General features: G+C 35.2%; 21 protein-coding genes and 5 pseudogenes. 15 read left to right on the top strand and 11 right to left on the bottom strand.

Annotation, left to right across the window (positions count from 1 at the left end; genetic code table 11):
- Positions 1 to 120 precede the first annotated feature (120 nt).
- Positions 121 to 2,199 carry an alpha-amylase family glycosyl hydrolase gene (locus CALKRO_RS12235; protein WP_013431309.1) on the top strand — a complete coding sequence of 693 codons (2,079 nt, stop codon included), beginning with the start codon at positions 121 to 123 and terminating at the stop codon, positions 2,197 to 2,199.
- Positions 2,200 to 2,238: 39 nt separating this feature from the next.
- Positions 2,239 to 2,589: pseudogene (locus CALKRO_RS12230) on the top strand (polysaccharide deacetylase family protein); the annotation flags it as partial.
- A 67-nt stretch (positions 2,590 to 2,656) separates the two neighbouring features.
- Here the strand turns inward: CALKRO_RS12230 and CALKRO_RS13405 are convergent.
- Positions 2,657 to 2,803, bottom strand: a pseudogene (locus tag CALKRO_RS13405) (flavodoxin family protein); the annotation flags it as partial.
- Between the two features lie 191 nt (positions 2,804 to 2,994).
- Here CALKRO_RS13405 and CALKRO_RS12225 point away from each other — a divergent pair.
- The 10 genes and pseudogenes from CALKRO_RS12225 (at position 2,995) to CALKRO_RS12185 (ending at position 11,331) form a co-directional block, all read left to right on the top strand.
- Complete coding sequence (locus CALKRO_RS12225; protein ID WP_013431308.1) at positions 2,995 to 3,747, top strand: DeoR/GlpR family DNA-binding transcription regulator; 753 nt, start codon at positions 2,995 to 2,997, stop codon at positions 3,745 to 3,747.
- Positions 3,748 to 3,774: 27 nt separating this feature from the next.
- The gene (gene pfkB / locus CALKRO_RS12220; protein ID WP_013431307.1) at positions 3,775 to 4,722 is read left to right on the top strand and encodes a 1-phosphofructokinase; all 948 of its coding nucleotides are present in this window, start codon (positions 3,775 to 3,777) and stop codon (positions 4,720 to 4,722) included.
- Positions 4,713 to 5,162: a PTS sugar transporter subunit IIA gene (locus CALKRO_RS12215; RefSeq protein WP_013431306.1), complete on the top strand. Its 450-nt coding sequence runs from the start codon at positions 4,713 to 4,715 to the stop codon at positions 5,160 to 5,162. Before pfkB ends, CALKRO_RS12215 begins: the two co-directional genes overlap by 10 nt.
- 21 nt (positions 5,163 to 5,183) lie before the next feature.
- Positions 5,184 to 6,548 (top strand): PTS fructose transporter subunit IIC, encoded by a 1,365-nt coding sequence (locus tag CALKRO_RS12210; RefSeq protein WP_013431305.1) that lies wholly within the window; start codon positions 5,184 to 5,186, stop codon positions 6,546 to 6,548.
- Positions 6,549 to 6,628: 80 nt separating this feature from the next.
- The gene (locus CALKRO_RS12205) at positions 6,629 to 6,889 is read left to right on the top strand and encodes an HPr family phosphocarrier protein (protein ID WP_013431304.1); all 261 of its coding nucleotides are present in this window, start codon (positions 6,629 to 6,631) and stop codon (positions 6,887 to 6,889) included.
- Positions 6,882 to 8,573 carry a phosphoenolpyruvate--protein phosphotransferase gene (gene ptsP / locus CALKRO_RS12200; RefSeq protein ID WP_041741783.1) on the top strand — a complete coding sequence of 564 codons (1,692 nt, stop codon included), beginning with the start codon at positions 6,882 to 6,884 and terminating at the stop codon, positions 8,571 to 8,573. The genes CALKRO_RS12205 and ptsP overlap by 8 nt, the downstream gene beginning before the upstream one ends.
- Positions 8,574 to 8,782: 209 nt before the next feature.
- Positions 8,783 to 9,748 carry an acetylxylan esterase gene (locus CALKRO_RS12195; protein WP_013431302.1) on the top strand — a complete coding sequence of 322 codons (966 nt, stop codon included), beginning with the start codon at positions 8,783 to 8,785 and terminating at the stop codon, positions 9,746 to 9,748.
- Positions 9,749 to 9,890: 142 nt separating this feature from the next.
- Positions 9,891 to 10,820 carry a hypothetical protein gene (locus tag CALKRO_RS12190; RefSeq protein WP_013431301.1) on the top strand — a complete coding sequence of 310 codons (930 nt, stop codon included), beginning with the start codon at positions 9,891 to 9,893 and terminating at the stop codon, positions 10,818 to 10,820.
- A gap of 126 nt (positions 10,821 to 10,946) precedes the next feature.
- Positions 10,947 to 11,090, top strand: a pseudogene (locus CALKRO_RS13400) (zinc ribbon domain-containing protein); the annotation flags it as partial.
- A gap of 22 nt (positions 11,091 to 11,112) precedes the next feature.
- Positions 11,113 to 11,331 carry a hypothetical protein gene (locus tag CALKRO_RS12185; protein ID WP_041741781.1) on the top strand — a complete coding sequence of 73 codons (219 nt, stop codon included), beginning with the start codon at positions 11,113 to 11,115 and terminating at the stop codon, positions 11,329 to 11,331.
- A 110-nt stretch (positions 11,332 to 11,441) separates the two neighbouring features.
- Here the strand turns inward: CALKRO_RS12185 and CALKRO_RS12180 are convergent, their stop codons facing one another.
- Positions 11,442 to 12,614, bottom strand: a complete 1,173-nt coding sequence (locus CALKRO_RS12180) for a hypothetical protein (protein ID WP_013431300.1) — start codon at positions 12,612 to 12,614, stop codon at positions 11,442 to 11,444.
- A 225-nt stretch (positions 12,615 to 12,839) separates the two neighbouring features.
- Here CALKRO_RS12180 and CALKRO_RS12175 point away from each other — a divergent pair, with 225 nt between their 5' ends.
- The gene (locus tag CALKRO_RS12175; RefSeq protein WP_013431299.1) at positions 12,840 to 13,115 is read left to right on the top strand and encodes an SHOCT domain-containing protein; all 276 of its coding nucleotides are present in this window, start codon (positions 12,840 to 12,842) and stop codon (positions 13,113 to 13,115) included.
- Between the two features lie 62 nt (positions 13,116 to 13,177).
- Here CALKRO_RS12175 and CALKRO_RS14180 read toward each other — a convergent pair.
- The 9 genes and pseudogenes from CALKRO_RS14180 to CALKRO_RS12130 all read right to left on the bottom strand — a co-directional run bounded on the left by CALKRO_RS14180 (position 13,178) and on the right by CALKRO_RS12130 (position 22,188).
- Positions 13,178 to 13,860, bottom strand: a pseudogene (locus tag CALKRO_RS14180) (MjaI family restriction endonuclease).
- A 2-nt stretch (positions 13,861 to 13,862) separates the two neighbouring features.
- Positions 13,863 to 15,101, bottom strand: coding sequence for a DNA methyltransferase (locus tag CALKRO_RS12165; protein WP_013431298.1), 1,239 nt, complete (start codon positions 15,099 to 15,101; stop codon positions 13,863 to 13,865).
- A 167-nt stretch (positions 15,102 to 15,268) separates the two neighbouring features.
- Positions 15,269 to 15,805 carry a rubrerythrin gene (rbr, locus tag CALKRO_RS12160; protein ID WP_013404300.1) on the bottom strand — a complete coding sequence of 179 codons (537 nt, stop codon included), beginning with the start codon at positions 15,803 to 15,805 and terminating at the stop codon, positions 15,269 to 15,271.
- Positions 15,806 to 15,829: 24 nt separating this feature from the next.
- Positions 15,830 to 16,252: a Fur family transcriptional regulator gene (locus tag CALKRO_RS12155; RefSeq protein WP_013431297.1), complete on the bottom strand. Its 423-nt coding sequence runs from the start codon at positions 16,250 to 16,252 to the stop codon at positions 15,830 to 15,832.
- 158 nt (positions 16,253 to 16,410) lie between these two features.
- Positions 16,411 to 18,084, bottom strand: a complete 1,674-nt coding sequence (locus CALKRO_RS12150) for a glycoside hydrolase family 13 protein (RefSeq protein ID WP_013431296.1) — start codon at positions 18,082 to 18,084, stop codon at positions 16,411 to 16,413.
- 135 nt (positions 18,085 to 18,219) lie between these two features.
- Complete coding sequence (locus CALKRO_RS12145) at positions 18,220 to 18,846, bottom strand: glycerol-3-phosphate acyltransferase (protein WP_013431295.1); 627 nt, start codon at positions 18,844 to 18,846, stop codon at positions 18,220 to 18,222.
- A gap of 155 nt (positions 18,847 to 19,001) precedes the next feature.
- Positions 19,002 to 20,466: pseudogene (locus CALKRO_RS12140) on the bottom strand (IS200/IS605 family accessory protein TnpB-related protein).
- Positions 20,432 to 21,040: an IS607 family transposase gene (locus CALKRO_RS12135; protein WP_041741777.1), complete on the bottom strand. Its 609-nt coding sequence runs from the start codon at positions 21,038 to 21,040 to the stop codon at positions 20,432 to 20,434. Before CALKRO_RS12135 ends, CALKRO_RS12140 begins: the two are co-directional and overlap by 35 nt.
- A gap of 44 nt (positions 21,041 to 21,084) precedes the next feature.
- Positions 21,085 to 22,188 carry a glycosyltransferase gene (locus CALKRO_RS12130; protein ID WP_013431293.1) on the bottom strand — a complete coding sequence of 368 codons (1,104 nt, stop codon included), beginning with the start codon at positions 22,186 to 22,188 and terminating at the stop codon, positions 21,085 to 21,087.
- Positions 22,189 to 22,940: 752 nt separating this feature from the next.
- Between CALKRO_RS12130 and CALKRO_RS12120 the strand changes: the two genes are divergently transcribed.
- Together CALKRO_RS12120 and hydG are read left to right on the top strand one after the other, a co-directional pair.
- Positions 22,941 to 23,186, top strand: a complete 246-nt coding sequence (locus CALKRO_RS12120; RefSeq protein WP_013431292.1) for a TM1266 family iron-only hydrogenase system putative regulator — start codon at positions 22,941 to 22,943, stop codon at positions 23,184 to 23,186.
- A gap of 21 nt (positions 23,187 to 23,207) precedes the next feature.
- Positions 23,208 to 24,641 (top strand): [FeFe] hydrogenase H-cluster radical SAM maturase HydG, encoded by a 1,434-nt coding sequence (gene hydG, locus CALKRO_RS12115; protein ID WP_013431291.1) that lies wholly within the window; start codon positions 23,208 to 23,210, stop codon positions 24,639 to 24,641.
- Positions 24,642 to 24,657: the final 16 nt, after the last annotated feature.

Raw genomic sequence — 24,657 nt, 5'->3', positions numbered from 1 at the left:
AAATTTGAGTTTTGTATGGTAAAATAATTTCATACAAATTGCAAACGTTTGCTTATAATTAAGCTATATGGGTATAAATTAAATGTAGGAAAAATTCAAAAAAGGGGAGAAATAAGAAAGATGTCAGCTTTAAAGAAGCTTGTTGATATTCTTAATAATAAAGCAAAAGAATGGGATGAGAAAAACGATTTCAGAATACCAAAGGTGTGGGATAGTTTCGGCTATGATGGGGTTGAAAAAAAGGAAAACAATGATGGCACAATCTCAGTAAACCCTTATAAATTTGTTGCACAGGCGATAGAAAAAGCAATTTTGCCTTGTATGAAAAATAATACTGATTATCTTCAGCCACTTTCTAAGATACTTTCTAAGGATAATAGACCTTCAGAAAAAAGTTACAGCAGCTGGATTGAAAAGAGCAGTGTATATGGTATGCAAATTCGTACATTTTCGGCATGGGATCATGATAGTAGTAGAGAACTTGAGCTTGAAAATGCTTTTGATTTAAGAGATACAGGAACATTTGTAAAGACAATTGCACTCTTGCCAATTATAAAAAGAATGGGCTTTGATGTTATTTATACACTTCCAATTACCAAAAACAGCACAAGGTATAAAAAAGGTGAGATGGGCTCGCCTTATGCAGTCAAGAACTTTTTTGAACTTGACCCAGTGCTTTTTGACCCTATGGCTGATGAACTTTCAATAGATGAACAGTTCAAAGCTTTGGTTGAAGCGTGCCATATTCTTGATATAAGGTTTATAATTGATATTATTCCACGCACATCTGCAAGAGATTCTGATTTCATACTGGAACATCCAGACTGGTTTTATTGGATTAAAGTAGAGGATTTGAAAGACTACGGACCACCAAAGTTGACTTTGATAAAAGAGTTTACAAAGGCAAACGAAGAAAACATTGAACTTATATACAAAGACCCGGCTGTGCAAAAGCACATTAAAAAGTTTGTGCCATCACCTGACAAGTTTGATCCCCTAAAATGGCAGAGTATAAAAGAAAGGTGCGAAAAAGACAAAAACCTTGACTTTTTCGAGCTAATTGAAAAAGAGATTGGGATAACTACTGCACCAGCTTTTTCAGATTGTCTTAATGACCCGCAGCCACCTTGGACAGATGTGACATATTTGAGGCTTTATCTTGACCATCCTGTACAGTCTGCAAAGTATGTGGATGAAACCCAGCCGCCGTATATTCTTTTTGATGTTATAAGAGGAAATATCTTTAAAGGAAAAAAACCAAACAAAGAACTTTGGGAAAAAATTGCAAACATTATTGTACATTATCAAAAAAACTTTGGTATAGATGGTGCAAGGATTGACATGGGTCACGCTCTTCCAAAAGAGCTGGAAGATATGATAATTTCAAATGCCAGAAAAGTAGACCCTGAATTTTGCTTTATTGCAGAAGAACTTTCGATGAATGCGCACAGGAAAGCAAAAGAGTCAGGGTATGACATGATAATAGGTGATCTTTGGGCAAGAGAGCCACGATACTATCAAGGAACGCTAAAAAAGGTTTTGGATATACTTTTGCAGCTTGAAGTTCCTGTTTTTGCGGCATGTGAAATCCCAGACAGTCCGCGCGCAGCTTCAAGGCTTGGGAAAAGAGAATTTTCACGGTTTGCGACAGTTTTAAATTTCTTTTTACCAAACAGCGTGCCTTTTGTTACGTGCGGGCAGGAAGTTTATGAAGTTCAGCCAATGAACTTAGGTCTTGACCCGCAACCAGAAGGCAAATTTATGCTTGCTAAATCAGACCCTCTTTATGGTAGACTTGCGTTTTTTGACAGATACGCTCTTCACTGGACAAACGAAGGTGCAGATGAAATGATAGCTTTAATTGAAAGAGTAGCTAAGATAAGAAAAGAATATTTGGACTTTATGAGCAAAGAAAACTTTTTCAAGATTCCTCACAACAGCAAATTTGTCTTAGCATTTGGATACAAACTTTTTACTGAACATGGAAAACAGTACCTGATTGTAGTTGCAAATGCCGATATTTTGCGAAAAAGAAAAGTCAGTTTGGATTTAATGAAAGCAGGTTTATTTGAGGTAGGAAAAGGAAGGCAAATTGAGTGTATCTATTCTCTAAAAGGAGATAGAAATCATGTTTACGATTTTCCACGCGTTACAGTTGATATGGAAACTCTTGATATAAAAATTTTAAAGATAAAATAAAAAATTGGCACTTTCCTTGCACAAACAAAGAGGTAAAATGAATGGAAAGCAACCTGCCACCATAACCATAATCTTTTAAAACTTGCAGAGCAGTTTTTAAGCTTTTATAAGAAGCAATATTTGTATCTTTTTTATGTCTGGGGACACAGCTATGAGTTTGACAATGACAACAACTGGGATTTAATTGAAGAGTTTTGCAAAATGGTTAGCAATCAACCAGATATCTGGTATGCAACAAACATCGAGATTGTTGATTACATAAAAGCCTTGCAAAATCTCAAGTTTTCAGCAAACGGCGACTTTGTATACAACCCATCTTCAATTGACGTCTGGATTTCTGTAGATGATAAGATTGTTAAGGTTGAAGGTGGGAAGATAACAAAGCTTTGATAATAGATAACAAGAACATTAGAGGGGCTTGGAAGTAAGTAAGTTTTTCCAAAACCCCTCTTTTTTGTTACCTTATAAAATTGGTAACTACTTTTGGTTCTTTTGCAGGCTCCAAGATGCTGCCTTTTCCATTTTCAACAAGCTTCAAAAGCCAAGCCATATTTTTGCCAAGCACTCTCATAATCTGAACGCCTTCTTCATCCTGCAAAACTTTATTTTTTCACTTTTCACAATATCATTTTATTATGTATGTGCAAATCAAACAAATTTAGACAAGAAGGCATATATTTTTTGTAAAAGGTGCTTGACAGGGCAGCTTTCATGTTCTATAATGAAATTAATCATAAATGAGCATAAATGATTAAATTCATTCATCAAAATGAGCATAAACGAAAGGTGAATAAAATGTTTGCAGAGGAAAGAAAAAGTAGAATTGCGCAGATGATAAAAAGTGGGCAAAGTGTTAAGGTTTCAGAGCTTGCAAAGCTGTTTGGTGTGTCAGAGTCTACCATAAGAAGAGATTTGGCGGAGCTTGAAGCTCTGGGGATAATAAAAAGAACCCATGGTGGGGCGGTCAACAATTTTATTACCTCTTTTGAGCCTTCTTTTGCAGAAAAAGAAGACAAGTTTGCAAAAGAAAAGGAGTACATAGGGAAGCTTGCAGCAAGCTTTATTCACGATGGTGATACTCTCATCCTTGACTCTGGAACAACAACCCAGTATATTGCAAGAAACATTACTGCAAAAAATATAACTATAATAACCAACTCAGTAAATATAGCATATGAACTTTCTAACAATGATAATCTTGAAGTGATTGTGACAGGAGGAGTTATAAGGACAAAGACAAAAGCTCTTGTTGGAGATATAACACAAAGCGTACTCAGGCAATTTAGGGTTGACAAAGCTTTTGTGGCAGCAAACGGAGTGTCGATAGAATTTGGAGTAACAACACCAAGCCATGTTGAAGCTGCTATAAAAAGAGCAATGATAGAAAATGCAAAAGAGGTTTTTTTGGTCGCAGACAGTTCAAAATTTGGCCAGGTTACTTTTTCACTCATATGTCCTGTGGAAAGGCTTGATTATATTATAACTGATAAGATGGATGACAGACAAAGAGCTGAGTACGAAAAACTTGGTGTGAAGGTCATAACTTAAAACTTTAAATTTCAAGGTGGGATCAAATTGATTTATACAGTTACACTAAATCCAGCAATAGATATGACAGTGTATATCGATGAGCTAAAAAAAGGGCAAGTAAACAGAAGCAACCATTGTTTAATAGATGCAGGTGGAAAAGGCATAAATGTTTCAAAGGTTATAAAATCCTTGGGCGGAAAATCAATTGCTCTTGGTTTTTTAGGAAATGACAACAAGGATTGGTTTTTGAAATATTTAAAAGACTTGCAACTTGATTTTGACTTCATCCTTGTGGATGGTCTTACACGAACAAACATCAAAATTGTTGAGACGGCACAAAAGGTTTATACTGACCTCAATCAAAATGGTTTTGAAGTGAAGAAGAAAGACATAAACCTTTTGTTTGAAAAGATAGATAGGATAGCAAAAACTGATGACATCTTTGTGCTCTCAGGAAGCCTTCCACCTAGTGTAGATGAGGATGTGTATGTAGAGCTTATAAGAATGCTAAAACGAAAAGGTGCAAAGGTTATATATGATGCCGACGGAAAAGCGCTTGAGAGCGGTGTTTTAGAAAAGCCAGATGTTATAAAGCCAAATATCCATGAATTTAAATGCCTTTTTGATGTGGATGAAAATGATTTAAGTTCAATTGTAAGTTCAGCAAGAAGACTCATAGAAAGTGGGATAAAAAAGGTTTTGATTTCGATGGGAGCAAAGGGTGCAGTTTTTGTGACAGAAAATATGGAGCTGTTTGCAAAGGCAGCTGAGGCTAAAGTAAAAAGCACAACAGGTGCTGGCGATTCAATGGTTGCGGCTATTTCTTATGGGCTTTCGCAAAATATGGATGATATATCTATTTTCAAGCTTGCTTTAGCCTGTGCAGCGGCAAAAGTCTCAAAGGAGGGTGTAAAGGCGCCTGAAAAAAATGAAATTGAGGGGTTTTTAGAAAAAATAAAATTAGAAAGGCTGGGGGAATTCAAATGGATATAAAAGCTTTGTTTTCACCATCAAGAATGATTTTTGATCTGCAGGCAGAAACAAAAGAGGCAGTTATTGATGAACTTATAGAGCTTCTTCATAAAGATGGCAAACTATCTGATAAAGAAAAGTTTAAAAAGGCAGTTATAAAACGTGAAGAAGAATTTTCAACAGGTATAGGTATGGGCATTGCAATTCCTCATGGAAAAGATAGTTCAGTTTTAGAGCCTTGTATTACCTTTGGTGTTTCTAAAAAAGGGGTAGATTTTGATTCTATGGATGGAGAGCCTGCATATATATTCTTTTTAATTGCAGTTCCTGAAAATGCGGATGATACACATCTTCATGTATTGAGTTTTATATCACGAAAACTTATGCATGAAGATGTGAGAAAAAAATTATATAATGCTAAGTCTTTTGAAGATGTCATAACTGCTTTTGAAGAAAAATAAAAAATGAGGAGGAATGGGAAGATGAAAAAAATTGTGGCTGTCACATCTTGCCCCACTGGAATTGCCCACACATACATGGCGGCAGAGGCACTTCAGATGGCGGCAAAGGAGCTTGGGGTTGAAATCAAGGTTGAGACAAGAGGATCTGTCGGTGCAGAAAACGAGATAACACCCGAAGATTTAAAAGAGGCACATGCAGTTATACTTGCATGCGACACAAAGATTGATGAGGACAGGTTCCAAGGGCTTCCAATTGTTCGGGCAAGTGTAAAGGATGCTATCAAAGACCCCAAAGGACTTATCACAAAAGCAATGAACATGGAAAAGAAAGATTATGTTGACAAGGTCTTTGAGGCCAAGAAAGAAGCAAAAGAAAAAGCAACTGGTGTTTACAAGCATTTGATGACAGGTGTTTCTTATATGATTCCATTTGTTGTTGCAGGTGGTATTTTAATTGCAATATCTTTTGCATTTGGAATTAAAGCTTTTGAGAAAAAAGGAACACTTGCAGCAGCGCTCATGGACATAGGTGGTGGCAGTGCATTTTATCTCATGGTTCCAATTCTGGCTGGCTTTATTGCATTTTCGATTGCAGACAGGCCTGGGCTTGTACCAGGAATGATTGGTGGGCTTTTAGCAAATAAGCTTGGAGCAGGTTTTTTGGGCGGCATTGTTGCAGGGTTTGCAGCTGGGTATTTAGTTGCATGGCTTAAGAAAACCATAAAGCTACCAAAGACAATGGAAGGTTTGATGCCAGTATTGATACTTCCTGTTTTGTCAACATTGATTATTGGTTTGGGTATGATATATGTTGTAGGTGAACCTGTTGCAGCTTTAAATAAGGCAATGACTGAATGGCTCAAGAGCATGAGCAGTGGCAGCGCTGTGTTACTTGGAATAATTTTGGGTTTGATGATGGCGTTTGATATGGGTGGACCTGTCAACAAAGCTGCATATACATTTGCTGTATCAACTCTGGCGGCAGGTCAGCCATCAACAATAATGGCAGCTGTTATGGCAGCTGGCATGACACCACCACTTGGACTTGCGCTTGCAACCTTAATTGCAAAGGATAAATTTACAACAGAAGAAAGAGAAGCAGGAAAGGCGGCATTCTTCCTTGGGATTTCATTTATAACTGAAGGTGCTATTCCATTTGCTGCTGCAGATCCACTGAGGGTTATTCCATCTATTATGATTGGATCAGCAGTAACTTCGGCCCTGAGTATTTTGTTCAAATGTACTTTGGCAGTTCCACATGGCGGGATATTTGTACTGCCGATACCAAACGCTGTAGGAAATTTGCTTTTGTATGCGGTAGCTATTGCAATAGGAACAGTTGTAACAGCACTTATAGTTTCGGTTTTAAAGCCAAAGAAACTATGAATAAAAAGCTTTCGAGGCAGGTGAGTGCCTGCCTTTTCTTCTTTCAAATAAACTTATCATATGGCGGAGGAGGATTTAAAATGGTTGAAGCTAAAGTTGTTTTAAAAAATCCAACAGGTCTTCACGCAAGGCCTGCCAGCATATTTGTGACTGAAGCGGGGAAGTTTAAAAGTGATATTTTTATTATAAAAGACGGGAAGGAAGTAAATGCAAAAAGTATTTTAAACATCTTGGCAATGGGAGCTAAAAAAGGTGATGAGATTATTCTCAAAGTTGTAGGCGAAGATGAAGACCAAGCTTTAAAACGTTTAGTGGATTTATTAGAGAATCTAAATGAGTAAGTTGATGGGGGTAAATAGTGTGGTGATAAAAGGCATTCCTGTCTCAGAAGGGATTGGTTTGGGGAGAGCAGTTGTAATCAAAGAAAGTGAATATACAATCAAAAAGACAAAAATAGAGAATACTGGTGCTGAGCTGAGACGCTTTTTGGATAGCATAGAAAAAGCAAAAGAACAGATAAGGAAGATAAAAGCTGCAACTCAGGAAAGTTTAGGCGAAAAAAACGCAATGATTTTTGATGCCCATCTTTTAATCCTTGACGACCCAGAATTTGTAAATATGGTAAGAGGAAAGATAGAAGAAGGGATAAATGCTGAGTTTGCCATTGATGAGTCGGCAAGGTTTTTTGAAAATATGCTTTTGAGCTTAGAAGATGAATATATGAGAGAGAGGGCAAATGATATAAAAGATGTAGCTTTGAGACTAATTAAAATTTTGAATGGAGAAAAACAAATAGACCTAAAAAATCTTCCTGAGGACAGTATTTTGATTGTGCATGACCTTACTCCTTCACAAACAGCCCAAATAAATAAACAAAATGTGCGGGGATTTGTCACAGAGAAAGGTGGCAAAACTTCTCATACAGCAATAATTGCAAGAACATACGAAATTCCCGCAGTTGTTGGTGTAGAAGATATAATCAATAAAATAAAAGACGGAGATTTTCTGATTGTAGATGGCTATGAGGGGTTTGTCTATGTGAATCCTGAAGAGGATTTAATAAAGGAGTATGAAAAGAAGATTGTGGAAGAAAATAAGAGAAAAGAAGAGTTAAAAAGCTTTTTGTATGTTGAGTCCAAGACACAAGATGGGAAAAGGATAAAACTGTTTGCAAATATTGCGCATATAGAAGAGATTGACGCTGCCCTGAAAAATGGAGCAGAAGGAATTGGGCTTTTCAGAACAGAGTTTTTGTTCATGGATAGAAGCCAGCCACCATCAGAAGATGAACAGTTTGAAGTTTATAAAACTGTACTTGAAAAGATGGAAGGCAAGCCGGTTATTATAAGAACTTTGGATGTTGGGGGAGACAAGAATATTTCATATTTGAATATAGATAAAGAAGAAAATCCTTTTTTGGGGTACAGAGCTATCAGGCTCTGCTTAGGAAATAAAGAGCTTTTTAAAACTCAGCTAAGGGCGCTTTTAAGAGCATCTATTTATGGAAAACTCAAAATGATGTTTCCTATGATAACCTGTATTGATGAAGTGTATCAGGTAAAATGGATTATCCAGGAAGCCAAAGAAGAGCTCAAAAAAGAAAATATTCCTTTCTCACAAAACATCGAAATTGGTATAATGATAGAAACTCCTGCTGCAGCAGTTATCTCAGATATTTTGGCTAAAGAAGCTGACTTTTTTAGCATAGGAACAAATGACCTTATCCAGTACACCCTTGCAATTGACAGGACAAATGATAAAGTATCGTACCTGTACAATCCTTTGCACCCGGCTGTTTTGAGACTTATTAAGATGACAGTTGAAAATGCTCACAAAAGAGGCATAGAGGTTGGGGTGTGCGGAGAGATTGCATCAAACCAGGAATTTGTTCCTGTTTTGATAGGACTTGGTATTGATGAGCTAAGCTTAAATCCTTCTAAGATATTAAATGTAAAGAAGAAAATTTTACAAACAAGGTTTGAGGAAGAAAACCTTCGTGTAAAAGAGCTTTTAAATTGGCAGTAAAATAAAAAATAGCAGGGCTGGATTTGAAATGCTAAAGTGAGAAAACAGTCCTGCTTTTTGTTTTAGGAATACAATTTAGCATAAGAAAATAAATGAGACAAATATTGAAAAAATGAGATATAATCCCTATCACATTTTTTTTACTTTGTAAGATAATATATTATGTATTTTCTTCGTATATACGAATATCCAAAAAGGAGTGAGGTTATATGGTTTTTGAAATGCCGCTTGAAAAGTTAAAAACGTATATGGGGACAAATCCGTGTCCGCCAGACTTTGATGAGTACTGGCAAAGGGCATTAAAAGAGATGGATGAGGTTGAACCCAATGTAGAGATTGTCAAAGAAGAGTCAGTAGAAGCTCCATATGCTGAGTGTTTTAATATGTATTTTACCGGAGTAAAAGGAGCAAGAATAAGGGTTCAGCTTATAAAACCTAAAAAAATTGAGAAGCCATGCCCTGCAATTTTGATGTTTCATGGATACAAATGGTATTCTGGCGACTGGAGTGACAAATTTGGACTTGTTGCTGCAGGTTTCATAGTTGCTGCAATGGATGTAAGAGGACAAAATGGTTATTCAGAAGATGTTGGTGGTGTGAAGGGCAACACGGTTCAAGGACATATAATAAGGGGTTTTGACGATGATAAAGACCAGCTTTTATACAGGCAGATTTTCTTAGATACAGCTGAGCTTGCAAAGATAATAGCTAACATGCCAGAAGTAGATGAAAAAAGAATTGCAGCATTAGGATATTCTCAAGGTGGCGGGCTTGCTCTTGCCTGTGCAGCTTTATCTCCTTATATTTCAAGGGTTGTGTCTGTTTATCCTTTTCTTTGTGACTACAAGAGAGTTTGGGAGATGGATTTAGCAAAAGACGCTTATGAAGAAATAAGAACATATTTCAGATTTAGAGACCCTCTTCATGAAAGAGAAGATGAGATATTTACAAAGCTTGGCTACATAGATGTTCAGCATCTTGCAAAGTGGATAAGAGCAGAGGTTTTAATGGTTACAGGTCTTATGGACACAATCTGCCCACCATCTACTCAGTTTGCTGCCTACAATAAAATACAGTCCAAAAAACAAATGCTCATCTACCCTGACTTTGGACATGAACAGATTTTCTACTTAAATGACAAGATATTTATGTATCTTATGGAGATGTTAAAATAAAAAACTGAAAAATAGGATTTTGTATTAGCAAGGCTAAAGCAATACCAAAAAATGCTTTAGCCTTTTTGTTTTCAATCTAATTAAAATGTGGTATTTTAAAAATATATAAATTTATCTCACAGGTAAAAGGAGGAAGTCTGAGATGTTTAAAGATTTCTTAAAAGACTCATTTTTCTTCACAAAAAGATACTATGGATACATATTGGGTCTATTGGTTATATCATTTATTCTTGGTACTTTGGCAGTTGTGGTTTTACTAATACTTGGTATTTTATTGGCTATGTTAATGGGTGTGGATATGTCTACATTAGGTTTATTAAATGATAAGAATGTTTTTCCATTTTTAAGTAGCAAATTTATTTTCTATATTATTTTGATGATTCTACTTTTTATAATGTGGGTATTGTTAGTATTAGCTTTTATTCAATATCCACTTGTAAAGACCTTTATTGAAATAACACGAGAAAAGGATATATACAAAAAGCCTTTTGAAATTTTCTTTGCCGGAATAAAAGAAAAAAATCTGATGATGGCCTTGAAAATAGTTGGACTGGGATTTTTATTAACACTTATAGTTGGGTCAATACTTTTTATAGGTATTATAGGTATAGCTTTTAGTACCGATGCTGTCGATAATTTAGCACGCTTTGCTCTGATTATAATTGGTATTGTTGGTATAGTATTAGGTGTTTACCTGTTATTAAGATTAATGTTTGCAAATGCAGCATTGGTGGATAAAAATATAGGAGTTATAGAAAGTGTTAAAGAGAGCTTAAAGCTTACAAAGGGGAAAATGGGATTTGTAATAGCAGCTTATATTTATAGTATTTTGGTATCAATAGTTTTCCAAATACCAGTTTATATTGTTGATACATTATTTAAAACAGAAACATCTCAAGAGAGTGTATTATTTATTATTTTAAGTTTGATAGGATTTGTTTTTTACCTTATAGCAGTGCCTTACTTTATAGTGTTGCAATATCTACCATATAATTTTATAAATAGCTATAATAAGGGTGTGAACCATCAAGATGGTCAAATTTACAACACTGATGAGTATGTAATAGGTTAAACATGAAAAATATTATTGTTTTATTCAGCTAAGAGGCTATCTAACAAACACATTTTAGATAACCTCTTCTTAATATTCTTTTATAACTGAACTATTTGAGTGAAGAGAATGATAATAGTTAAAACATTTGAGAAGTTCAAGATGAAACTTGGAACAAAGTGCAGTAACTGTGGTATAGAGTATGTAGAAGTGGATGAGAGCTATACCTCACAGACATGTAGCAGATGTGGAATAGTAAGGAAAAGCAACAGGAAATACAGAGGATTATACTAATGACATTAAGGAAAAATGGATGGATAAAAAAGGCTCTGGCTCAAAATATTTGATGTATATTGCAATTGGTATTGGATTAGAATTTGTTCACGCCTTGTTACCAAAAGAATATAAACCTATTCTTTTGGCAGGTTCTGTGCTGCTTGATATAGTTTTATGGCTCTTAAGATTTGAAATGTCAAATGTTGCTAGTGATTTAGGTAATAATGTTATAAGACAACCATATAAAAGATTATAATAAGCTTTAAAAGTCAAAAGTCTAGCCAAAAAAAATAAACAAAAAAAGGAGCTGTTTTTCAAAACTTTGGCAGCTCCTTAAATTTTTCTATAAAAATATATTGAATTGCGTTACATCTTCATTCCTTCTACTGGCAAGCCCAGCTTTTTAAATATATTTTCTAAATTCTTCTGCATAGTTTCAAAATCTTTATTAGTCAGCTTTGACATATCAGCGCCTTTTGATATATCGATTTTGGGCACCTTAATATTTGCATTTAAAGAATTTATAACACCTTTTATGTCAAACATAATTTTAAAATCATTGGAGTCTTTCAAATAAAAGTATAATCTTTCACCTTTTAAGTTATTCTTATCGTCTATCATCATTCTGTACTGAAGAGTAAAAGGTGGAATCTGCGGCTTTACTTCATCAATGGCATAAACAGCACTGTTAACAGCTTGAGTGTAGTTTTGGTTTACCTGATTTAAGATTTCACCTACATCTAAATCCTCAGCGTTTAGTCCTTCTCCTTCAGGTAGCATCTGAGTCTGAAGAATTGCTTTTGAATCCTCAAGTATTAGTTTTAAAACTTGAAGTATAAACTCTTTTGTTTTAGTGTCATTTGCTGCTTTTGTTAAAATCGCTTTTACAATTTCTAAGCTTGAGTTTTTGTTAAATTCAAAAATGATTTCGCTACAGCTCTGTTTTTTTCCATCGCTAAAGACAATTTCCACTTTTTTGTCAGAAGACTTAATAGCAGCTGCAAGTTGAGGCATCAAAACCGCAGCATAGCTTGCCACCAGTTCTTGAAGCTGTTTATTAGATCTGACATCAAACAACTTTGTATATTTCTCGACATCAATCTGAATGGGCATATTCTTGTAAGTATCACTGAATTTTACATATAATGGTTTTGAATAAATTTGTGGAAAATTATAAACAGCCAAGTCTTTGTTGACGTAAACAGAACCACTAAGGACTTGTTTATTGTTGTAATACAAACTCAGTAACATATTAGATTCATAGTTATAAACATCAGCTACAACTCTTGCTTTTATATACGTTTTCTTCAAAAATTCTTCCAATTTCTTATCTTCTGCTGTTGCATTTTTGCCTGCAGAAAGTCTTAAGTCAATTCTTATCTCTTCATCAACCGTTTTTGCGTTTTGTGCCTGCAGGTAAGCAATTCCAGCTTTGAAAATGAGCGCAGAATTTGTCTGAGAATATGCAACAGAAGAAAACGCAAAACTTAAAACAGCTAAAAATGTGATGAGCAGCTTTATTGACCTTTTTAGTTTCAAAAAAATTACCCCCTCGCGCATTTTTAGAAATTGAATATATGCTAAGTATATCTAAAAAATCTTATACTGTCAATAATTTTTTGAAATAACAGATTAATACGCCAAAGAAAAATACTAATCACTTGATTTTACACATTCTTTACAATTTAATCATACTTTCTTCACACTAAAGGGTTATTATAGATAATGTAATCAAAAGTTAATTGAAAGGAGATGTGAATAACAATGATGAGATATTTTTATAATCACTTTGATGGTCTTTGGGGACTTCATATGATAGGAGGTTTTATTGTGGGTATTTTATTTTTGATAGTATTAGTGGTTATAATAATTTATGCTATTAACAAATTTAGCCAGTTGTATATGGAAACAAAGAAAAATGGTTTGCAATCTTTTTCGCCAGAAGACGAAGCGCTTAAGATTTTAAATATGCGATTTGCAAATGGTGAGATATCCGAAGAAGAGTATGAGAGAAAGAAAAAACTGTTGTTAAATAATTAAGTGGAAAGATAAATAAAAAAGAGGCTGTTACTTCATTTTTTTTAGACAGCCTCTTCGGTTTTTTATGTTTGTTTTAATCTTTCTATTTCTTGCTTAATTTGCTCTATTATTTCATTTTCATTGTATATCTCTTTTTTGCCGTCTTTATTTGTGATAGAAAATATAACAAATACTTTTCCACCAAATTCTTCTGAAAACTTTTTGTGTGTTTGCGAAAGCCATTTTATCCAATTATGTATTTGAGGCATATGTTCATAAGTAATGGGTTTTATTTGTATTCCAATGTACTTGTTGTTTATCTGAATATAAAAGTCTACATTATATAATCTATCCCATTCATCTGGAGCAGGGTGAATTTTTAAATTCAGCAATCTTTCTATTTTCCCGTAGATGGTTTCTTTTTCAGTGATATACCCTTGAAAAGTGCGGTTTATTACTAATTGCTTTATATAATTTATTTTATGCAGTCTTCTTCAGTGACATCGTCAATTTCAGCCTGAATAACTTCAGTTATTTTAACATACAGTTTTCTACCAAGCTCTTTAAGATATTCTTCAGCATCAGAAAATTCTAAATTTTGGGGTTTTAAGATGTTTTCTTCTACAAGCCTTAGATAAGCCTTTTCCTACTCTTCGAGATTTTTAGGCGCTGTTTCTCTAATCCATTTAGCAACAGGACCTACTTTATCTTTTTTGTTTAATCCCCATCTATTAGTTGCCATGTTTAAGATCCATTCTTTTGCCATTGTTAGTCAACCATTTCTAATTTTTTAAATTTATTTTTGTAAGTGTAGAAACTATCTTTATCGGCTAAAGCAAGTCCACTTTTTATTAAGTAAGCATTGATAAAGATTTTGTTTTTAAGGTACAAATAAGCATTTACATTATTGTTTTTTACAGTAGAGTTACTATCGTAGCGCAAAAAAACTTCTTTATTTAACACATAATTTTTTAAGTATTCTACAGCTTCTTTTTCTTTTTCTTTTTTTATTTTTACACCTAATAGTTTTACTTCTAGACCACTGTTAAGTTTAACTGTATCAGCAGAAACTATTTCGGAAACTTTAAAATATTGATTTTTTTTCGGTTCAATTATCTTAGGATCTATTATAGGTGATGCATCTTTGATACGTGGTTCATATTTTACAGCTTTTATCTCAGGAGTTTCGGTTTCTTTTTTAATAGTCTCAATCTTATAAAGGAACGAGTTATTAATTGTATTTAACTTTTTATTTATTACTTCTAAAAAATCTGGATTGATTTCATACCCTATTCCATTTCTTTCAAGTTCTAAGGCAACTTTTAAGGTTGTTCCGCTACCTAAGAATGGATCCAATACTGTGTCTCCAACAAATGAAAACATTTTGATTAATCTATATGGAAGTTCATCAGGGAACATGGCTTCGTGTTCAGTTTGTTTTTCACCTTTGAAGTACCAGTGCCCACTAAAGTATTCTTTCCACTCTTCCTTTGTCAAGACTGATTTTTCTTTAATTTCAGGAGACACCTTTGGGGATTTTCCATGCTTTTTGAATATAAGTATAAATTCATAATCGATTTCTATCATGCCATTTGGTGGATATGGGTAAGAACCCATAACATTTGCTCCACCACTTGTATTCATTGTGGTTTTTTTCTGCCAAATTATTGCTCCCATATAATCAAATCCTATATCTTCACATTGAGCAATTATCTCAGAGTGTAATGGAATTATTTTATATCTGCCATAAACTATAGAGCGTGCAAATTGGTCACCAATATTGATACACAAACGCCGCCCTTCTTTAAGAACTCTAAAACATTCTTGCCATACCCGATACAAATCTTTTAAGTACTCATGAAGTGTTTGACCATATCCTATTTGGTTAGCTACACCGTAGTCTTTTAAATGCCAATAAGGCGGTGATGTTATTATCAAATCAATTGTTTCATTATCTATTTCAGACATATTTCTGCTATCTCCTATAATTATTTTTCCCCAATTCATTTTTTTGTAAGCTCCTTTCCCTTTTCAGCTATGAACATTCTTTTTTTCACAACCTATTATAACACTAAATAATCAATTATTTAAGCTGTTTTACTGCAAAAAATTAAGGCTGCTACACATTGAAAAACATTAGTAGCAGCCTTACGTCTTTCTTTATAAATTTGAAATTAATAATTCTCAGCTCTAATCTCAAAGAATGACTGTGGATGTTTGCAGGTTGGACATACCTTTGGAGCTTCTTTGCCAACATGCACATAGCCGCAGTTTCTGCACTTCCAAACGACAACATCATCTTTTACAAATACCTTGCCGTTTTCAACATTTTCAAGGAGTTTTCTGTATCTTTCTTCATGTTTTTCCTCAACCTTCGCAACAAACTCAAAAGCAATAGCTATCTCTTCAAATCCTTCTTCTCTTGCAACCCTTGCAAACTCTTTGTACATTTCAGCCCACTCGTAATGTTCGCCTTCTGCAGCAGCTTTGAGGTTTTCTTGAGTGTTACCAATTCCGTTTAAGAACTTGAAAAATAGCTTTGCATGTTCCTTTTCATTTTCAGCTGTCTCTTCAAAGATTGCTGCAATTTGCTCGTAGCCTTCTTTTCTTGCCTGTGATGCAAAATAAGTATATTTGTTTCTTGCCTGAGACTCGCCAGCAAACGCTGCCCACAAGTTCTTTTCTGTCTGTGTTCCTTTCAAATCTTTCATTTCAAAACTCAACCTCCCATAAAATTAAGATAAACTTTTATTTTTACAATAAGGGCATACACCCTTATAGTAGACATAAATTTCCTCAACGTCAAAGTTTTTGTCTAAATAAGATTGAATGGACTCTTTTTCAACTAAAAAGTCGTAAATCTTGCAACACACCTTGCACTGAAAATGACCGTGAACAGAGGTGTCAGCGTCAAACCTTGCTATATTTTCTTCGATTGTCAACATCTGAACAAGTCCTTTTTCAACAAAAAGACTTAAAGTATTGTATACTGATGTTTTAGAAAGTGTTGGAATCTCTTTTGAAAGATTTAAATATACCTCTTCAGCTGTGGGATGTGTTCTGTGTTTTTTCAAATACTCATAAACTTTAATCCTAATCAGTGATGGTTTTATACCTCTTTTTTCAAGATCCTCTTTTAAAAGATTTATATCATTAATCTTAGCCGCCCCCTATAAAATTGATTTAAAATTAAACTGATTACAATTTTATTATAATTACAACTTTTGATTTTGTCAATAGGATTTTAAAAATCGATTTAGTTTATTAAAAACAAAAGGGCCGTATTTGCCATATATTTACAGCCCTTTTTAGTTTCTTATATTTTATATACCCTCGATTCATAAGGTTTTAAAACAATTTTTTCTTGGATATTGTCGTCAATTTCATAGTTACTTATCAGAAGTTCAGGTTTTTGGGTAAATATTTCATTTGGTGCTAAAAACTCGCTTTCTTCTTCAGAAAAGTTCATTACAACAAGAAGCCTTTCATCTTCATAGCTTCTTGTATATGCAAAGATCTTTTCATCGTCCTCATAAAGCATTTGAACATCCCCATATACAATGACAGGATGCTTTTTTCTAAGTTCAATCAATTTCTTATAGTAATAAAACACTGAATTTTTATCTTCTAAAGCTTTTTTAACATTTATTTCCTTATAATTTGGATTTACCTTTATCCATGGGGTGCCTTTTGTAAATCCTGCATTTTTAGAATCATCCCACTGCATAGGTGTTCGTGCATGGTCTCTACTTCTTTTGTTTAAGATTTCTAAAAGCTCTTCATCTGATTTTCCAAGCTTTTTCATCTCTTTGTACCAGTTGAGTGTTTCAATGTCCCTGAACTCATCAAAACTTTCAAACTTGCAGTTTGTCATACCAATCTCTTCACCTTGGTAGATATAAGGAGTTCCCTGCCATGTGTGAAGCAGGGTTGCTAAAAGCTTTGCAGACTCAACTCTGTACTCTTTGTCGTTTCCAAAGCGTGAGACCATCCTTGGCTGGTCATGGTTGTTAAGATAAAGCGAATTCCAGCCCTTGTCTTTTAAAGCCAAATACCACTTGAACATTATCTTTTTCAAATCAGTGAGTTTCCAAGGTTTTATATTCCACTTGCTGCCGCTGCAGTCCATATCCATGTGCTCAAAATGAAATATCATATTAAGCTCATTTCTATCATACTCTACATATAGCTTTGCAATCTCAGGAGTTACAAATGGAGTCTCACCTACTGTCATGATGTCGTATTTTGAAAGCACTTCTCTGTTCATTTCCTGAAGATATTCATGCACCCTTGGACCGTTGGCATAGTATTTAAAACCAATCAAGCCTCCTTGATTTTCATCTGGGTCATCTGGTAGCCCCTCAACTTTTGAAATGAGATTTATTACATCCATTCTAAATCCATCTATGCCTTTGTCAAGCCACCACTTCATCATTTTGTAAATTTCTTGACGGACCTGAGGATTGTTCCAGTTGAGGTCTGGTTGCTTTACAGCAAAAAGGTGAAGGTAATATTCTCCTGTCAACTCATCGTATTTCCATGCAGGGCCGCTGAAAAAAGATGTCCAGTTATTAGGAGGTCCTCCATTTTTACCAGGGCGCCAAAAATAAAAATCTCTGTAAGGATTGTCTTTTGATTTTCTGGACTCCAAAAACCATTTGTGTTCATCAGATGTGTGGTTCACAACAAGGTCCATTACAATTTTAATTCCTCTTTTGTGAGCTTCATTCAAGAGCCTATCAAAGTCTTCCATTGTACCAAACTCGTCCATGATATCATAGTAATCGCTGATGTCATAACCGTTGTCTGCATTTGGAGATTTGTAAATAGGATTTAGCCAAATAACATCCACTCCAAGTTCTTGTAGATAATCAAGTTTTTCTATTATTCCTGGCAAATCTCCAATTCCATCACCGTTTGAGTCATAAAAACTTCGAGGATAGATTTGATATACAACAGCTTCCTTCCACCACTTTTTGTGCAAGTCCATCTCTGCTCCTTTCCTACAATAATGTACTCTGTGAGATATTATAACATAAATTTAACAAAAGCACTATGTATTACTTGCTATACAAAACATTATCAGTACAAAATATACTAAAACATGCTTTTGAGGAAAAAGAATTTATTTTTTTATCTCATGTTGTTTATCAGTGAGCGAAATATAAAAAGTAGCAAGTTTTTCCTTGTTTTTATATATCATTATAATTAAGTTTAAAAACCACAAGGCCAAAAGATAAACCGAAAAGTTATTCAAATAGAGATATGCACCCACAATTGTAAAGCCAAGCACTACCATAAAAGCATCCTCTTGTGTTGTTGTACGACTGCCATGCTTTAGTTTTTTCGCTATTAAAAACAGCAGAGCAAGTACAACCGCATAGAAGAGAGAAACTCTAAAGCGAGTTGTAGCACTCCACACTCCAAATGTAGTTGCAATGGATTTTCCTCCTTTAAATCTCAAAAAAGGTGAAAATGCATGTCCTAAGATTGGTGCGATTGCAGCGGGAATAATATATGACTTTGGCAGGTATCCCTGTTCAACAAAATACACAAGGGGAAAATAACCTTTTGCAAAATCAAGAAATACTCCCAAAAGTCCAATTTTAACTCCAGCTGCCTGAATCAGATTAAAAGCTCCTGGATTTCCGTCTCCAACAGCTGTTATATCCTTTTTGACAAGCTTTCCAAGCCAGTAGGAGAACATCAACGATCCACAGAAAAATTCCAAAAGAGTGATTGCAACAAGCATCTTTAATTTACCCTGGTCAACCAAACTGTGCACATTAGCACATGTTTGGCGGCTGGGGTATTTGTAGTCCGCCCATCAAAGCTTTCCCAGCCCCAGCAGGCGGTATTTGGGAAAGCCATTGCCCCTGCCCCAAGAAACAGGAACTTACGCCCTTTTTAGCCGGGTCTCCCCACTTGCCCTGAAATCAAAAGCGATTTCAAGACAGACATATCACGCAGGACTCTGTCAGGAGAGAGTGGCGTTACCACCGCTACCCTAAGAACTCGCCAGGGATTGTGTTTTTTGCCACGACTACCCGCACTTGTTCCATCCAGAGGCACGGATAGCCTCCCTGGCTCACTCCCAGAGCTTTGTAAAATCCCTATCACCCTATCTATCGCTTTGAGTTGTTTTCTCCTAACGTTCGGGTTCTTAACTACCTTCTTTACGTATTCTTTTAGTTCTTCCATGCTGTTTGTATCAAGACTACTAAGAAGCAGCATATAATTGTGCGGTATCCTTTCTCTCAAGCCAAGTCCTCTTCGCGCTATTACATACGCTGCCGCAATATCCTTGCTCACCATAAACTGCGGTGCATACTTCAACATCCCTATTACCGAAGTATACGCAGGGTCTACTTCTATAACCTCTACTCCTTCCCGTTTTGCCAGAAGTTTTACCTTTTCCAAAAGTGACCTGTACCCAAAATAGTGCCTTATCCGTCTTGATTTTCTACCTGAAAAGTCGCCTCTTCTGCCCCTGTCCTGTATGCTAAGGTTCTCAATCACTATCGCTTTTTTCTTCTCTTTCGCCATTTGTACTATCATGTGTGCATACTGCCACCTGTAATACTCTCTCTTGCTTGAGCTTCCACTCTCAAGCTTCTCAAGTGGTATTCTGCCATATCCCAGAAACTGTCCGTACTCATCTGTTTCTGCCCATGCAACATTCTTTGGATATGCGTTAGTGTCTATCCCTATAACTCCATTTGCTCTCATTATCGCAGGCTGTGGGAAAACTTCTTCAACGGTGAAGTAGGCTATATACTACACCGTTTTTGAGTTTCAGTTCTACAGAATAAGGTTCACTTGAGCTGCTTATCGCTTGTAGCAGTAGGTTCCTATCCATGTATGTCTTACCTTTCATCTTCCATCCAGCTTGTATCGTCGCATATACGTACTCTCTTTCTCCTACGTTAATCCTGAGTTTTGTGAAGTTTCCGTCTATCTCAATCCTTGTATTGAGATTTCCCTTTTTGCTCCTGTCTCCTCTTGAGTACAGACTCCCCTTCCTTTTCTCCTGCCACTTAAGTTGAAGTTTCCTATTTGCTTTGCCGTTTATGTGCCGCCTCTTTAGTTTTTCAAAAAGTTGCCTACCACCAAAAATGACCTTTTCAGGATTTTCTCCTCTTTCTTTGCATGAGTTTAAAACACTGTTTGCTTTCATTATTGCATCATCAACGTATCGGGAATTAAGATTAAAAATTCCTTGCAGTTGCCTTTTGAGTTCATTCCTTTTGTGACCTTCAAGTAACCTCTTGTATGCATACCTCATACAAGAGGACCATCTTCTCATAAGATCTAATACTGCCTTTTTGTCTTCCTCTCTATCGAACACTAACTTCGCCTGAACTGTTACCATGTCTTTTAGCACCTCTTTGTCCATAAATCCTTGCTGCAAAAGATGTTACTATCGCTATTAAGTCCTCTGCCAGTTCTCTGTTAATATCTTCTTCATTTTCTCTGCCATTTAACACTATAAGTTCTACTCCAAAACTCTCCATGAAAAACTTAAGATATTCAAATCCAAACCTTGCAAGTCTGTCGGGATACTTTATTACAACTTTTGCAACTTCTCCTCTTTTGATTTTGTTCAAAAGTCTTAATAGTCCTCTCCTGTTTTCATTCACTCCGCTGGCTATTTCAGATATAATTTCATACTGCCAACCTTGAGACTTGGCATATTCTTCAAGTCTTCTAATTTGGTTTTTAAGGTACTCTTCTTGCTTTTTAGTGGAGACTCTTGCATACAAAACAACGGTTGGTTTTGGTTTTTCCTCTATCATACCAAGTAGCTTTTCTATGTCTTCTTTTTTATACCTTCTCCTTCCCTTCGGTGTCCTGAGAGGTGTTATTAACCCTTCCTTCTCCCAGTTTATTAGTGTTCTTCGGCAGATAGCATATATCTCTTTAACTTTTTGCACACTTAGCAATATTTAACATCACCTAGTCAAAATTATACCTTTTTGCATTGTTATTTTCAACTGTTGTGACCTCCTACTTTAATTTGTCTTCCTTTCCAGTAGATACTTTTAATAAATTTTACTTGATAAAAAGAATACAAAATCATTAGTAAAAAATATGCAGTAGGAATAAAGTACAGTATAGGAAGTAGAAAACCAAAATCACCTATATATATTTGGAGATATAATATCTGAATGACATAAAGAATATAGCCTATTAAAAATTTAGTTGCTAAAGGATGATGAATGTACAGCAAAATCGGTGTTAAGAAACCTGTTAAGACAAGCCCAAAAGTCCACAGAGCAATTAAAATGACTGTTTTTGTATTTAAAAGCTGCATGCTTAAAGCTGCACTTTTTGCAATTCCTTCAAGCTGGCTTTTCATTCCATTTGGGTACATTCTAAATGTAACAGCACCGTATCCTAAAAAATTTTCAACTCTAATGCCATTTTTGCAAAAAAGCTTGCCAAGGCTCAAATCGTCTGTTACTCTGTTACATATACGTTTGTGCCCGCCAACCTTTTCGTAGTCTTTTCTAAAAACTGCTATACATGAACCATACATTCCTTTGTTCTTGCTCTTTCTTTCATAAGGTGACATAAACGCAAATACACCAAGGATATTTACAATTAAACACAATTTTTCATAAAGCTGCTGCGTTGTATGATATGGTATAACTGAAATTGCACCATTTGTTGAAAAGAGTGTCTTTATAATTCTTTCTATACCATTTTCAGATAGTCTCACATCAGCATCTAAAAATATCAGTATATCACCTGTTGAGTTTAAATACCCATTCCAAAGAGCCCAATTTTTACCTGTCCAGCCTGGAGGCAAAGGTGGATTTTTAATTAGTTTCACACCAAATTTTTCAGCGATTTTGCAAGTCCCATCTTCAGAAAAATCATCTACCACTATTATTTCATCAGGAACTATTGTTTGGTTTAATAGACTTTTAAGAAGGTGAGGCAAGTTCTTCTCTTCGTTTCGAGCAGGGATTATAACAGAAATCTTTTGATTTAATTCAAAAAAATCGCCTTTAGTGTCTGAAAGAAAAATTTTTGAGAAAAGAAGAAATCCTGAAGCTATACCCAGAATGAAAAGAACAAAAAGTATCATAAAAAAATCAGCTCCTTTTTGAAAATGCAGAATGTTAGCCAATCATATTTACTATATTATACATTATTTGTGCTATTATTTGAATGCAACATATATTCAAAAAATTTTTACCAAATTCAAGTAATACTTGAATTTTTGATGTGCTATAGAGATAATATTAGGACAAAGTGCTATGGAGGTCTTATTGCACCTGACGCACAGTTGATGCTTGCAAAGTTTGGCTTGGGTGTTCCAAAAGAAGTTTTGCAAACTCCTCAATTGTTTGCTTGTAAGAACTATTGATTTTAATAACTCTATAGAGAGGTATTATCAGAGGCATTACATAAATATTGGATAGAGAAGAATTTGATAAGTGGTTAATTTGAAGTATTCCTTCACAGATTGATGTTCTTACAAATTCAATTTATAAATCATCAATGATAGTTGGGAACGAAAATATAAAAGTTAAATTCAGTTGGAATGGTAAAGAATATAAAGAGCAATGCAAGTTACTGGTTGGTGCAGATGAATGGTAGTTCACGTATGGATAAATAAAAGCATTTCTATTAGAATACTTTCAAAATCTCAAAAACTATGTTATAATATTAACAAACAAAATATTTGATCCTGACTTAGAGGGTATCATGGCCTGATAAGGAGGGGAATGGGATGATGTCAATAATAAGACATAAATCCACCTCTTTTGGCTGAAAAGGTTAAAAAGTCAGGAGAGGTGGTTTTATTTTACCTAAAAAAGGGAATGGTGAAGTGAATTGGAAAGGAGAATTGGCGTTATTGGAATTGTGATTGAAAACAGAAAAGAGGTATCAGACAAGCTCAACAAAGTCTTAAGCGATCATGGTGAAATTATTGTTGGCAGGATGGGTATACCATATAAAGAAAGAGGGCTTTGTGTAATCTCGCTCATAGTTGATGGAACAACTGATGAGATTGGCGCGCTCACAGGAAAGCTTGGTAGCTTGCCAGGTGTTAAAGTAAAAAGTGCTCTTACTAAATAAAAAGTGGAGTGTGATTTTGAGATGTTTAGAAAAGATGAATGGGAAAGAACTGAGTTTATAAATGACCAGATGGTCTATGATATTCTTGAAGAAGGTAGAAAAAATGTTGACAGAGCAGAAGAAATAATTGAAAAAGCTTTGCAGTTAAATGGACTTGAGCCTCAGGAGGTTGCAACCCTTCTTTATATAGAGGACAAGGATCTTTTAGAAAAACTTTTTAAGGCGGCAAGACAGGTAAAAGAAAGGATTTATGGCAAGAGAATTGTGCTTTTTGCACCTCTTTACATCAGTAACTTTTGTGTAAACAACTGCCGCTACTGTGGTTATCACAGGTCAAATACCAAAATGAAAAGAAGAAAACTTACGATGGATGAGATACGAAAAGAGGTTGAAATAATTGAATCTCTTGGGCACAAAAGAATTGCTCTTGAGCTTGGCGAAGATCCAAAAGAAGCGCCAATTGAGTATGTCATAGATGCCATAAAAACCATATATTCTGTTTACAAGGAAAAAGGAAATATAAGAAGAGTAAATGTAAACATTGCAGCAACAACAATTGAAGAATATAGGATGCTGAAAGAAGCAAAAATAGGCACTTATGTACTTTTCCAGGAAACATACCACAGACCAACCTATGAATACATGCACCCCGAAGGGCCAAAATCAGATTACGACTGGCATACGATGGCAATGGACAGAGCAATGCAAGGTGGAATTGATGATGTTGGGCTTGGAGTACTATTTGGGCTTTATGACTATAAATTTGAGGTTGTTGGACTGATTTTACATGCAAAGCATCTTGAGGAAAGATTTGGAGTAGGACCACACACAATCTCTGTGCCAAGGATTAGACCTGCCGAGGGTGTTGAGGTGACAAAAGAAAGATATCCTTACCTTGTTTCTGATGATGAGTTTAAAAAGATTGTTGCAATAATAAGACTTGCTGTGCCCTACACTGGAATGATTTTATCTACCCGTGAAAGACCAGGTTTTAGAGAAGAGGTAATTGACCTTGGAATATCGCAGATAAGCGCTGGGTCCTGCACGGGTGTTGGTGGCTATACTCTTGAGTATGAAGAAAAATCCACGGGTAATTTAGATGAAGACCTTGCACAGTTTGAGGTTGAAGACAAAAGAAGTCCAGATGAGGTCATAAGAACGCTTTGCGAGGAGGGTTATATTCCAAGCTACTGTACAGCTTGTTACAGAAGAGGAAGAACTGGGGATTTATTTATGCAGTATGCCAAGACAGGTGACATTCAAGACTTCTGTACACCAAATGCGCTTTTGACTTTTATGGAGTATTTAGAGGATTATGGTTCTGAAAAGACAAAAGAGGTTGGGCGAAAAATTATATATGAGAGCTTGAATCAGATAAAAGATGAAAAAATGCGCAAAGAAACTGAAAAGAGGCTTGAGATGATAAGACAGGGTGTAAGAGATTTATATTTCTGATACTAATCAAAAATGG

Source organism: Caldicellulosiruptor kronotskyensis 2002, from assembly GCF_000166775.1.
In the GTDB taxonomy this organism is placed as follows: Bacteria; Bacillota; Thermoanaerobacteria; order Caldicellulosiruptorales; family Caldicellulosiruptoraceae; genus Caldicellulosiruptor; species Caldicellulosiruptor kronotskyensis.
The sequence above is the reverse complement of the archived record's forward strand: the minus strand, read 5'-3'. Positions and strand labels throughout refer to the sequence as shown.